Origin of the sequence: Pseudomonas sp. Choline-02u-1 (assembly GCF_002836515.1) — a bacterium.
GTDB lineage: Bacteria > Pseudomonadota > Gammaproteobacteria > Pseudomonadales > Pseudomonadaceae > Aquipseudomonas.
Genome location: NZ_PJBC01000060.1, coordinates 196,083 through 209,243 on the forward strand (window position 1 = coordinate 196,083; position 13,161 = coordinate 209,243).

General features: G+C 60.0%; 9 protein-coding genes. 5 read left to right on the forward strand and 4 right to left on the reverse strand.

The features are described 5' to 3' along the window. Positions 1-161: 161 nt before the first annotated feature. Positions 162-2,243, forward strand: coding sequence for a bifunctional diguanylate cyclase/phosphodiesterase (locus CXF97_RS17210; protein ID WP_101159519.1), 2,082 nt, complete (start codon positions 162-164; stop codon positions 2,241-2,243). A 125-nt stretch (positions 2,244-2,368) separates the two neighbouring features. Next, positions 2,369-3,115 carry an SDR family oxidoreductase gene (locus CXF97_RS17215; RefSeq protein ID WP_101159520.1) on the forward strand — a complete coding sequence of 249 codons (747 nt, stop codon included), beginning with the start codon at positions 2,369-2,371 and terminating at the stop codon, positions 3,113-3,115. A gap of 80 nt (positions 3,116-3,195) precedes the next feature. On the opposite strand, the gene mapR is transcribed toward CXF97_RS17215, so the two are convergent. From mapR to CXF97_RS17230, 3 genes are all read right to left on the reverse strand, one after another. Beyond that, positions 3,196-4,605, reverse strand: a complete 1,410-nt coding sequence (gene mapR / locus CXF97_RS17220) for a GntR family transcriptional regulator MpaR (RefSeq protein WP_101159521.1) — start codon at positions 4,603-4,605, stop codon at positions 3,196-3,198. A 62-nt stretch (positions 4,606-4,667) separates the two neighbouring features. After that, positions 4,668-6,098, reverse strand: coding sequence for a cytochrome c oxidase accessory protein CcoG (gene ccoG, locus CXF97_RS17225; protein WP_101159522.1), 1,431 nt, complete (start codon positions 6,096-6,098; stop codon positions 4,668-4,670). Between the two features lie 195 nt (positions 6,099-6,293). Further along, complete coding sequence (locus tag CXF97_RS17230; protein WP_101159523.1) at positions 6,294-6,542, reverse strand: DUF3203 family protein; 249 nt, start codon at positions 6,540-6,542, stop codon at positions 6,294-6,296. 123 nt (positions 6,543-6,665) lie between these two features. Here CXF97_RS17230 and CXF97_RS17235 point away from each other — a divergent pair, with 123 nt between their 5' ends. Further along, complete coding sequence (locus tag CXF97_RS17235; protein ID WP_016774631.1) at positions 6,666-7,178, forward strand: MgtC/SapB family protein; 513 nt, start codon at positions 6,666-6,668, stop codon at positions 7,176-7,178. A gap of 119 nt (positions 7,179-7,297) precedes the next feature. Here the strand turns inward: CXF97_RS17235 and CXF97_RS28250 are convergent, their stop codons facing one another. Next, entirely contained in the window at positions 7,298-7,456 is a 159-nt protein-coding gene (locus CXF97_RS28250; protein ID WP_165368403.1) for a hypothetical protein, read from the reverse strand. A gap of 217 nt (positions 7,457-7,673) precedes the next feature. Between CXF97_RS28250 and CXF97_RS17245 the strand changes: the two genes are divergently transcribed. Both CXF97_RS17245 and treS read left to right on the forward strand, forming a co-directional pair. Then, entirely contained in the window at positions 7,674-9,671 is a 1,998-nt protein-coding gene (locus tag CXF97_RS17245) for an alpha-1,4-glucan--maltose-1-phosphate maltosyltransferase (RefSeq protein WP_101159524.1), read from the forward strand. 146 nt (positions 9,672-9,817) lie between these two features. Continuing rightward, positions 9,818-13,159 (forward strand): maltose alpha-D-glucosyltransferase, encoded by a 3,342-nt coding sequence (gene treS / locus CXF97_RS17250; protein WP_101159525.1) that lies wholly within the window; start codon positions 9,818-9,820, stop codon positions 13,157-13,159. Positions 13,160-13,161: the final 2 nt, after the last annotated feature.

Consider the following 13,161-nt stretch of genomic DNA (forward strand, 5'->3'; position numbering starts at 1 on the left):
CCCACAGCAGAGCCTTGTAGGACGATCGAACAAGCGTTTCATCGGCTTGATGGCAATTTGGTTACTTTGTCAGTGCGTTCTTCCGCGCAATCAGTACAATCGCCGCATTTGCCCGACCGAGAATGGAAGCAGTACGGTTTCGGCTTGTCACGAGAACGTCCATGCTCATCGGCAGCTACTCTTTCACCCTGGTTTTCATTTCGTTGTGCGTGGCCATTCTTGCTTCCTACACGGCGCTTGACCTGACCGGGCGCATCGCCACGGCGAAAGGGCGCGCCGTGCATTTCTGGACGGCGGGCGGGGCGTTGGCAATGGGCGTTGGCGTCTGGTCGATGCATTTCATCGGCATGCTCGCCTTCAAATTGCCGATCGACCTGGGATATGACTTCGCCCTGACCGCTTTGTCATTGCTGATCGCGGTGTTGTCCTGCGGCTTCGCCTTGTGGCTGGTCAGTCAACCGAAACTGCCGCTAGCGCAACTGGGTTTCGGCGCCTTGATCATGGGCGCGGGCATCAGCGCCATGCACTACACCGGCATGGCCGCGCTGCGCATGACCCCGGGCATCGATTACGACCCGACGCTGTTCAGTGCTTCGTTACTGATCGCCGTCGGCGCCTCGGCAGCGGCGTTGTCGATCGCCTTTCGTTTGCGCCAACAATCGCCTTATGTGCGGCTGATTCGTGCCGGCGCAGCGGTGATCATGGGTGTGGCGATTGTTGGCATGCATTACACCGGCATGGCGGCCGCGCAATTTCCCGACGGCAGTTTCTGCGGCGCGACGCTCAATGGCTTGAAGGGTAATGGCCTCGACAGTCTGGTGGTGGTCACCACCCTGGCGGTGCTGTCGATTGCCCTGTTGACCTCGATTCTCGACGCCCGCCTCGAAGCACGCACCGCCGATCTGGCGCACTCGCTGACGGTGGCCAACCGCGAACTTACCCAGTTGGCCCTGCACGATCCGCTGACCAGTCTGCCCAATCGCATGCTGCTGGATGACCGCATCAACCAGGCGATAAAAAAGGTTGAAGAACAGGGCGGCTGCTTCGCCTTGATGTTCATCGATCTCGACGGTTTCAAACCCGTCAACGACGCGTTCGGCCATCACATGGGCGACCAATTGCTGCGTGAAGTCGGCGTACGTCTGCGCGAAGACTTGCGCAGCCAGGACACTCTGGCGCGAATCGGGGGCGATGAATTCGTTCTGCTCGTGCGTTTGAGCGAGCCCAACGACGCCTTGAGCCTGGCCGCGCGTCAGGTTGGCCTGATCGCCCGCACGTTCCGCGTCGCCGAACATGACCTGCAGATTTCCGCCAGTGTCGGCATTGCCTTGTACCCGGGCAACGGCGACAACGCCCAGGAACTGCTGATGAACGCCGACGCCGCGATGTACCACGCCAAGGGCGGCGGCAAAAACGGCTACAGCTTCTTCGATGCGTCGATGAACACCAACGCGCGCAAACAACTGCAACTGTTACAGGACCTGCGCGCGGCCATCGAGCACAACCAGTTTTGTCTGCATTACCAGCCCAAATTCGACGCCGCCAATGGCCGCCCGGTCGGGGCCGAAGCGCTGCTGCGTTGGGCGCATCCGCTGCATGGCATGTTGATGCCGGACAAGTTCATCGATCTGGCGGAGAAAACCGGGCTGATCATTCCGATGGGCGAATGGGTACTCAACGAAGCCTGCCGGCAAATGCGCGAGTGGTACGTGCTGGGCTACACCGACTGGCGCATTGCCGTGAACCTCTCGGCGCTGCAGTTCTGCCACGCCGGGCTGGTGCAAAGCGTGGCCAAGGCGCTGGCGACCCACCAGTTGCCGGCCAACAGCCTGACCCTGGAAATCACTGAAACCACTGCCATGAGCGACGCTGACGCGAGCATGACTGTGCTGCAAGAGCTGTCGGACATGGGCGTCGACCTGTCGATCGACGACTTTGGCACCGGTTATTCCAGCCTGATGTACCTCAAGCGCCTGCCGGCCAATGAGTTGAAGATCGATCGCGGTTTCGTCCGCGACCTGGAGCACGACAGCGATGATGCGGCGATCGTTTCGGCGATCGTGGCGCTGGGCCAGGCATTGGATCTGCGGATTGTCGCCGAGGGTGTCGAGACCGGTGCCCAGCAGGACTTCCTGACGAAACTGGGCTGTGATTCGCTGCAGGGCTATCTGCTCGGCCACCCGATGCCGGCGGAGCGTTTCATGCAGGACATCGTGCGCGGCCAGCGTTTGGCGGTGGTCTAGACACTTTGTGGGAGCGAGCCTGCTCGCGAGGGCGATGGTGCAAACACCATAGAACTCATGCAAAAGCCATGAATGGCAGTTATCCTTCCCCCGACTGTTACGTGTGTACGTAGGGGAAGGCCAGCATGGATAAAGTCATTGTCATCACCGGTGGCGGGCGCGGAATCGGCGCAGCCACGGCATTGTTGGCGGCCGAACAGGGCTACCGGATCTGCATCAACTATCAGTCGGATGAACAGGCCGCACACAGCGTGCTCGAGCAGGTCAGAGCCTTGGGCGCCCAGGCCATCGCAGTGCGCGCCGATGTCAGCATCGAAGACGAAGTGATCGCGATGTTCAGCCGTGTCGACACCGAACTGGGCCGCGTCACGTCGCTGGTCAACAATGCCGGCACCGTCGGGCAGAAGTCGCGAGTCGATGAAATGTCCGAATTTCGCATCCTCAAAATCATGAAAACCAACGTACTGGCGCCAATTCTCTGCGCCAAACACGCGATCCTGCGCATGTCACCCAAACATGGCGGGCAGGGCGGCAGCATCGTCAACGTGTCCTCGGTCGCGGCTCGCCTCGGGTCGCCAAACGAATACGTTGATTACGCTGCATCCAAAGGCGCGCTGGATACGTTCACCATCGGCCTGTCGAAAGAAGTCGCGGGCGAGGGAATCCGTGTGAATGCCGTGCGTCCGGGCTACATCTATACCGATTTCCATGCCTTGAGCGGCGATCCTGATCGGGTCAGCAAGCTTGAGTCGGCCATCCCGATGGCCCGTGGCGGCCGGCCGGATGAGGTCGCGGAGGCGATTGTCTGGTTGCTGTCCGACAAGGCTTCTTACGCGACGGGGACGTTTGTTGATTTGGGAGGCGGGCGCTAGGGTCGAAAGATTTTCGCTGACAGTGCGGTCCTCATCGCTGGCTTGCGAGCGATGAGGCCGGTGCAAACGGCACAAAACCCTCAGAACGAACGCACAATCCGCCCCAACGTCTCCATGGCCTTTTCCGATTCATCGGTCCACGGGCTGCCGTAATTCAAGCGAATGCAATTTCTGAAGCGCTGGGTCGGCGAGAAAATCGGCCCCGGCGCGATGCTGATGCCTTGCGCCAGCGCCATTTGAAACAGCTTCAGCGAATCCATCTGCTCCGGCAATTCCAGCCATAGAAAATAGCCGCCCGCCGGTTGGCTGACCCGAGTCTGAGCGGGGAAATAACGGGCAATTGCGGCAAGCATCGCGCTTTGCTGTTCTTCCAGGGCATAGCGCAGTTTGCGCAGATGCCGGTCGTAGCCGCCGTGTTGCAGATAGTCGGCGATCGCCGCTTGCGCCGGCATCGAAGCGCATAACGAGGTCATCAGCTTCAGCCGTTCGATTTTCTGCGCGTAGCGCCCGGCGGCGACCCAGCCGATGCGATAGCCGGGTGCAAGGCTCTTGGCGAACGAGCCGCAATGCATGACCAAGCCCTCTGTGTCGAAGGCCTTGGCCGGTTTCGGCGCCTGTTGCCCGTAATAAAGCTCAGCGTAGACGTCGTCCTCAATCAACGGCACCTGATGCTGGCGCAGCAGCTCGACCAGTTCCTGCTTGTTCGCCTCGGGCATGCTCGCGCCCATCGGGTTCTGGAAACTGGTCATGCACCAACAGGCCTTGATCGGGTGACGTTCGAGGGTTTGCGCCAGTACGCCGAGGTCGATGCCGTCGCGTGGGTGCACGGGAATTTCCACGGCTTTGAGCTTCAGGCGTTCGAGCACTTGCAGGCTGGCATAAAACGCCGGGGCTTCGATGGCCACCAGATCACCCGGCTCGGTCACCGCTTGCAGACACAGGTTCAGCGCTTCAAGGGCGCCGTTGGTGATGAGCAATTCTTCCATCGGCAGCATCAGGCCGCCGACCATGTAACGCAGGGCGATCTGCCGACGCAGTTGCGGGTTGCCCGGCGACATGTCGGTCACCACCATGCGCGGATCCATGTCCCGCGCGGCGCTGGCGAGCGAGCGTGACAGGCGCTGCAGGGGAAACAGCATCGGGCTGGGGAAGGCCGAACCGAACGGTACGGTGGTGGGGTCCTTGATCGAATCGAGCACCGAGAACACCAGTTCGCTGACGTCGACTTCAGTGGACTCGTTGACCTGGCTGCTGATGACCGGCTCGGAGAATGTGCTCGGCGTATGAGCGTTGACGAAGTAACCGGAACGCGGCCGGGCGCGAATCAGCCCGCGGCGTTCGAGCAGGTAATAAGCCTGAAACACTGTTGACGGGCTGACCCCGTAAGTCTGGCTGGCATAGCGCACCGAAGGCACTCGCTGGCCAGGGCCCAGCACGCCGGAGCGGATCAGTTCAGCGATGTCGTCGGCAAATTTTTCGTAGCGTTTCATCGGTGGATCCGGTGGGTTCTTGTAAAGGAGTCGCGAATGAAAGCATCGCAGTCTAACGACAATCAGCGATTCATCGGCGCCACAAACCGGCTGTTCGCCACGCTGTAAATCTGCGGTTCGTCAATGTCTTCAATCTTGAAGCTCAATGTTTGCGAGCTGCTCGCCGGGCGCTCGGTCGTCATTGCCACCGACACCGGCACATCGACAATCTCCTCCGGCGCCAGGCTCAGTGCCGTCTTGCCCTGCAGCTCGAATCCTTCAGCGCCAACCAGACTCAACCGGTATTCCTGACGCTGCTGAGTCTTGTTGATCACTTTCAGCGAGTAAATATTCTCGATCTGCCCCTGAGCATTCTCACGAAACAACCCGCGATCCTTGGTTACGTCCAGCGATACCATCGGCCGCTCGACCAGTGCCAGCGCTAGCGCTCCAATCATCACCAACAACACCGCCGTATAGCCGATCAGACGCGGACGCAGCAGATGAGTCTTGCCGCCCTGTAATTGACGCTCGGAACTGTAGCGAATCAAGCCGCGCGGGTAATGCATTTTGTCCATGATCGAATCGCAGGCGTCGATGCACGCGGCGCAGCCAATGCATTCCATCTGCAAGCCATCGCGAATGTCGATGCCAGTCGGGCAGACCTGCACGCACAACTGGCAATCGATGCAATCGCCCAGACCTGCTTCGACGGGGCGTACCTCACGTTTGCGCGGGCCACGGTTCTCGCCACGGGCGGCGTCGTAGGCAATGGTCAGCGTGTCCTTGTCGAACATCACACTCTGGAACCGCGCATACGGGCACATGTGCATGCACACCGCCTCACGCAGCCAGCCGGCGTTGATGTAAGTGGCGGCGGCAAAGAACAGCACCCAGAACAGGCTGACGCCACCGATTTGCAGGGTCAGCAGTGCTTCGGCCAGCGGGCGGATCGGGGTGAAGTAGCCGACGAAGGTCAGGCCGGTGATCACGCTGATTGCCAGCCACAATGTGTGCTTGGCCGCGCGCCGGGCGAGCTTGTTCAGGCTCCACGGCGCGGCTTGCAACTTGATCCGCTGGTTGCGCTCGCCTTCGGTGATCTTCTCGCACCACATGAAGATCCACGTCCACGAACTCTGAGGGCAGGTGTAACCGCACCAGACCCTCCCGGCGAACACAGTGATGGCGAAGAGTCCGAACGCGGCAATGATCAGCAGCGCCGAGAGCAGAATGAAATCCTGCGGCCAGAACGTCGCGCCGAAAATGTGAAATTTGCTTTCCGCCAGATCCCACAGCACCGCCTGCCGACCGCCCCAGTTCAACCACACGGTGCCGAAGAACAGCACGAACAGCACCCCGGCGCCGCTCATACGCAGGTTGCGGAACAGACCGGTGAAACTGCGGGTATGGATCTGCTTATCGGTGGATCCGGCAGTCGCCTTCAGAGGGCGCGCGGGTACGCTTTTTATAGTCGGCGCTGCTTCTACGGTTCGGACGGGGATTTGCTCGCTCATGTTCGTTCGCTCATCAGCCTCCATCAGGCCAATGCACTATGAGCGCCGATCTGTTTGCAGAACAGACTCAGCTCTGGCAATTAAAAGCGGATCAGATGAGCTTTGGCGCGGTGCCTGCGACAACTTGAAGCATCAGGCCGGGCGCGGCGCAAACGCCTGTTGCAGGCGTCTGCGGGGGGTATTGATCGAGGTCAATCAAACCACCGAATCACGATCGTCGGCTTTCAGATGTTTGCGCCCGTCTTTGGCCCCAGCGACGGTGAGGGCGTCGGCTTCCGCTTCGGTGACGTAGGTGCGTTTGCCTTCAATTTCCACGAACGACATGGCTTTGTCGCTATCGGTCAGGACTTCCAGCGTGTCGCAGATACGAATTTCCTCGCCATGTTCAACAGTGAAAAAACACACTTTCTGCTCGGGATTGGTTTCATCGATACGAACGGGCATAACGGCAGTCCTTTTTCCGGTTAGGTCTGCACGTTAGGAAGCGCAACGCGCCGATCGTTCTGCGCAACCGATTAATGGTCGCTGTTGTCCATCGCTTATCAGGCCAATAACAAGGGAAGCACGATGGAAGACTGGTGGGATGAAGTGTGGGCAACGATGCAAGCCGAATTTGCCGACATTGGCGATGCCTCGCAGATGACCCGGATCACCGTACGTCTGGTGATGGCGGCGATTCTCGGCGGGATTCTCGGTTTCGAGCGTGAACATAAAGGCAAGGCAGCGGGCGTGCGCACGCACATGCTGGTGGCGTTGGGCGCTGCGCTGTTTGTATTGGTGCCGCAGACCTCGGGCGCCGAGTCCGATGCCATGAGCCGAGTGCTGCAGGGCGTGATCGCCGGGATCGGCTTTCTCGGCGCCGGTACCATTCTGAAAAATCAGCAGGGCGATGAAGCGCATGTCAAAGGCCTGACCACAGCGGCCGGTTTATGGATGACCGCAGCGATCGGCGTGGCGGCAGGGCTCGGCAAGGAGGCGACCGCCTTGCTCAGTACCATCCTGGCGCTGGCGATCTTCAGCGTGATGCCTTACGTGGTGAGAGTGTTCGAAAAGGACGTCGACAAGAACGACCACCTGTAGCCCATCGCTCGGTCCCGTGTAGGAGCTGCCGAAGGCTGCGATCTTTTGATTTGCAGGGCGGCAAAGAGATCGCAGCCTTCGGCAGCTCCTACAGGGCTGGCAAAGCAGATATGGATATGTCAGACGATTACCGGCGGCATTGTGCTCGGTGGTTCTTCTTTTGGCGGTGGCGTGGTGCCGGGCGGTTCTTGTTCCGGAACCGCCGGCGGCTCGGTCTCGGGCAGGGTGGGTTTGTCGATGTTCGGATCAGGCGTTTCTGCCGGGATCGGGATGCTCATCAGGTGACCTCCGTATGGCACATGGCGTGGGACGTGCTTAAGTGAGTTGACCCGGTCACGGCTGATTCGATCCGTGCGTGCGTCTCGATAATTTCATCTGAACTTTTCCCCGCGCCGGTTGCTCGGAAACTAAGTGAGTTCATGACAGGGCCGGCGCTTTGTCGCGAATACTGTTCTGGCACAAGAGCGTCCTTGGGGCGTTAAGGAGAGATGCTCAATGACTGCTGAAAAACCTTCAGAGCTGAGTTACAACCCGCACATGCCGCTGTCGCAGGCGTTGCTGCTGCCGCGTATCGTCATCGAAAACACCATGCCGACGCTCGACGGCGGCCAGTTTGCAGTCAAATCGATTGCCGGGCGCGAGGTCGTGGTAACCAGCAAAGTGTTCGCCGACGGTCATGACAAGCTCGCCGTGCGTATCCGCTGGCGCGAGGAAGGCCAGGAATCCTGGCAGACCGAGGTCATGGCCGATCAGGGCAACAACACCTGGCAAGGCCGCTTCCGTCCGCAAGAGCAGGGCCGCTACCTCTATTGCATCGAAGCGTGGATCGACCATTTCGCCAGTTTCCAGTATGAGCTTGAGAAGAAGCACAGCGCTGCGGTGCCCGTTTCGCTGGAGCTGCAGGAAGGCCGAACCATGGTGCAACAGGCCGCCGAACGCAGCGAAGGCCAGCTCAGCGAGCAACTCGCCGCACTGCACCATGAGTTGTCCGGCCTGCTCGAAACCGAACAGGTCGCGCTGTTTCTGCACTCGCGCAGTGCAGAGCTGATGGCTCAGGCCGATCACCGCGCCTATCTCAGCGTCAGCGCCGAATTCCCGATGGACGTCGAGCGTGAACTTGCAGAGTTCGCCAGTTGGTATGAACTGTTTCCGCGCTCGATCACCGACGACCCCAAGCGTCACGGCACTTTCAACGACGTGCATTCGCGCCTGCCGATGATTCAGGACATGGGCTTCGACGTGTTGTATTTCACGCCGATTCACCCGATCGGCCGCGCCCACCGCAAGGGCCGCAACAATTCCCTGACCGCCGGGCCCGACGATCCCGGCAGCCCGTACGCGATCGGCAGCGAGGAGGGCGGCCACGAAGCGATTCACTCGCAGCTCGGCACGCGTGAAGACTTCCGCCGCCTGGTGGCCGCCGCCGCCGATCATGGTCTGGAAATCGCCCTCGACTTCGCCATTCAGTGTTCTCAGGATCACCCGTGGCTCAAGGAGCATCCGGGCTGGTTCAACTGGCGCCCGGACGGCACGATCAAATACGCCGAAAACCCGCCGAAGAAATACCAGGACATCGTCAACGTCGACTTCTACGCGCCGGATGCGATTCCGAGCCTGTGGGTCGAGCTGCGTGACATCGTGGTGGGCTGGGTCAAGGAAGGCGTGAAGATCTTTCGCGTCGACAACCCGCACACCAAACCGCTGCCGTTCTGGCAATGGCTCATTGCCGACGTGCGCACGCTGTACCCGGAAGTGATTTTCCTCGCCGAAGCCTTTACCACGCTGGCGATGATGGCGCGTCTGGGCAAGGTCGGTTATTCGCAGAGCTACACCTATTTCACCTGGCGCAACAACAAGGCCGAACTGGCGGAATATTTCACCGAGCTGAACCAGTCGCCGTGGCGCGAGTGCTACCGGCCGAATTTCTTCGTCAATACCCCGGATATCAACCCGGCGTTCCTGCACGAGTCGGGGCGTCCCGGTTTCCTCATCCGCGCGGCACTGGCGACCATGGGCTCGGGCCTGTGGGGCATGTATTCCGGCTTCGAGTTGTGCGAATCGGCACCGGTGCCGGGCAAAGAGGAATATCTGGATTCAGAGAAATACGAGATCCGTGTCCGCGATTTCACCGCGCCAGGCAACATCATTGCCGAGATCGCCCAACTCAACCGCATTCGACGGCAGAACCCGGCGCTGCACACGCATTTGGGCCTGAAAATCTACAACGCCTGGAACGACAACATTCTGTATTTCGGCAAGCGCAGCGCCGACGGCAGCAATTTCATCCTCGTCGCCGTGAGCCTCGATCCGCATAACGTGCAGGAAGCGAATTTCGAACTGCCGCTGTGGGAAATGGGCCTGGCGGATGACGCCACCACTCATGGCGAAGATTTGATGAATGGCCATCGCTGGGATTGGCACGGCAAATATCAATTCATGCGCATTGACCCTGCGTATCAGCCGTTCGGGATTTGGCGAATCAGCGCTACGTAATGATCGTTCCCACGCTCTGCGTGGGAATGCATCCCGGGACGCTCCGCGTCCCAAAGCGGACGCAAAGCGTCCATGGCGGCATTCCCGCGCAGAGCGTGGGAACGATCATCGTGGGACGCACATAAAGTATTCAACAGGAGTTCCACATGGCGAAGAAACCCAAGGCAGCCGCCTTCATCAAAGACCCGCTCTGGTACAAGGACGCGGTGATTTATCAGGTTCACGTCAAATCGTTCTACGACTCCAACAATGACGGGATCGGCGACTTTCCCGGGCTTATCGCCAAACTCGATTACATTGCCGATCTCGGCGTCAACACCATCTGGCTTCTGCCGTTCTACCCTTCGCCACGCCGCGACGACGGTTACGACATCGCCGAATACCGCGGCGTGCACAGCGATTACGGGACCATGGCCGACGCCAAGCGCTTTATTGCCGAAGCGCACAAACGCGGCCTGCGGGTGATTACCGAGCTGGTCATCAACCACACTTCCGACCAGCACCCGTGGTTCCAGCGTGCGCGTAAAGCCAAGCCCGGTTCGGCGGCGCGGGACTTTTATGTCTGGTCGGATGACGACCAGAAATACGACGGCACGCGGATCATTTTCCTCGACACCGAAAAATCCAACTGGACCTGGGATCCGGTCGCCGGCCAGTATTTCTGGCACCGTTTCTACTCGCACCAGCCCGATCTGAACTTCGACAACCCGCAAGTGATGAAAGCGGTGTTGTCGGTGATGCGTTACTGGCTGGACATGGGCATCGACGGTCTGCGCCTTGATGCAATTCCGTACCTGATCGAGCGCGACGGCACCAATAACGAAAACCTGCCCGAGACTCACGACGTCCTCAAGCAGATCCGTGCCGAGATCGACGCCAATTACCCTGATCGCATGTTGCTCGCCGAGGCCAACCAGTGGCCGGAAGACACTCAGCTGTACTTCGGCGACACCGATGCCGCTGGGGTCAACGGCGACGAATGCCACATGGCCTTTCACTTCCCGCTGATGCCGCGCATGTACATGGCGTTGGCTCAGGAAGATCGCTTCCCGATTACCGATATTCTCCGCCAGACCCCGGAGATTCCGGCGAACTGCCAGTGGGCGATCTTCTTGCGCAACCACGATGAACTGACCCTGGAAATGGTCACGGACCGCGAGCGCGATTACCTGTGGAACTACTACGCCGCTGACCGTCGCGCACGGATCAACCTCGGCATTCGCCGCCGACTCGCACCACTGATGGAACGCGATCGGCGCCGCATCGAACTGCTCAATAGCCTGTTGCTGTCGATGCCGGGCACGCCCACGCTGTATTACGGCGACGAAATCGGCATGGGCGACAACATTTACCTTGGCGACCGCGACGGCGTGCGTACGCCCATGCAGTGGTCGATCGACCGCAACGGCGGTTTCTCCCGCGCCGATCCGGCCAGTCTTGTGCTGCCGCCGATCATGGATCCGCAGTATGGTTATCAGTCGGTCAACGTCGAAACCCAGTCCGGCGATCCCCATTCGCTGTTGAACTGGACGCGGCGTCTGCTGGCCGTGCGCAAGCAGTCGAAAGCCTTTGGCCGCGGTACTTTGAAGATGCTGTCGCCGACCAACCGTCGCGTGCTGGCCTACACCCGCGAATACACCGATGCCGACGGTAAGCATGAAATCATTCTGTGCGTGGCCAACGTCTCGCGCAGTGCGCAAGCGGTCGAACTGGATCTGTCGGCGTATGTGGGCATGGTGCCGGTGGAAATGCTCGGCGGTAACGCGTTTCCGCCTATCGGCCAACTCAATTTCCTCCTGACCCTCGCGCCATATGGCTTCTATTGGTTTGCGCTGGCGACGGAAAACCAGATGCCGAGCTGGCACGTCGAGCCGGCGCAAAGCCTGCCGGACTTCACCACGCTGGTGCTGAAAAAACGCATGGAAGAACTGCTCGAAGCGCCGTCGCGCAACACACTGGAGCAAAGCATTCTGCCGAGCTGGCTGCAGAACCGGCGCTGGTTCGCCGGCAAGGATGCGGCGATCGAGAAGGTCAATCTGGCTTACGGCGTGCGCTTCGGCGATGCCCAGCACCCGGTGCTGCTCAGCGAGATCGAAGTCACCAGCGGCGGCCAGACCAACCGTTATCAACTGCCGTTCGGCTTTATCGCCGAGGACCATGTCGGCCCGCCATTGCCGCAGCAATTGGCGCTGTCGCGGGTCCGCCGTGTGCGCCAAGTCGGTCTGATCACCGATGCGTTCAGCCTGGAGACCTTCGTCCGCGCGGTGCTGCAGGGCATGCAGAACAACACGGTGCTGGAATCGATCGAGGGCGAAATCCGCTTCGAACAGACCCCACATCTGGAAAAACTCGGCCTCAACGCCGAGTCGGATGTGCGTTACCTGTCGGCCGAGCAATCGAACAGTTCAGTGGTGATCGGCAACAGCCTGGTGCTTAAGCTCATACGTAAAGTCGCTTCTGGCGTACACCCGGAACTGGAGATGAGCGCTTACCTGACCGAGGCCGGGTTTGCCAATATCTCTCCACTGCTGGGCTCGGTGATTCGTCGCGACGCCCAAGGTCAAGACAACCTGCTGATGATCGCGCAGGGCTACCTGAGCAATCAGGGCGACGCGTGGGAATGGACGCAGAACAACCTTGAACGGGCGCTGCGCGATGAGCTGGCCGATGCCATGTCCGAGCAGGAGCAACATTACAACGCCTTGGGTGAGCTGAAGGATTTCGCCGGCATGCTCGGCCAGCGTCTGGGCGAGATGCACCAGGTGCTCGCGGCGCCTACCGATAACGAAGACTTCGCTGCGCAGGTGTCGTCAAGCAAGGACATGGCTGCAACGGGCAAGGATGTCACCGCCCAGGTCGAACACGCGTTGAAACTGCTCAAGCAGCATCAAAGCGAGTTGAACCCGGCGGACCAGAAACGGGTCAAGCGTCTGCTCGATGAGAAGAAAACCATTCTTGCGCACGTGCAGGACCTGGCGAAGAAAGCCACCGGCGGATTGCGCATTCGGGTGCACGGCGACTTGCATTTGGGCCAGGTGCTGGTGATCAAGGGCGATGCCTACCTGATCGACTTTGAGGGCGAACCGGCGCGGCCGCTGAGCGAGCGTCGCGGTAAACACAGCCCGTACAAAGATGTCAGTGGCGTACTGCGTTCGTTTGATTACGCCGCGGCGATGACCATCAACGTGCACAACGTCGACAACAGCACTGAAGCTGAAGCGGCGCGTAAACGCGTTGCCGAGCGTTATCTGCGTGAAGCGCGTGAGGCATTTGTTCAGTCATATCGCGAGGCGGCAGCTAGTCTTGAGCATGCCTGGCAGGATCCTGAGGGTGCCGACGCCGCGCTGGCGTTGTTCGGCCTGGAAAAAGCCGCTTATGAAGTGGCCTATGAAGCGGAAAACCGCCCTACGTGGCTGCCCGTGCCATTGCACGGCTTGTATGGATTATTGACTGGGCTTAAACCCTTTTCCGATCTTGGTGGAGAGTAGTC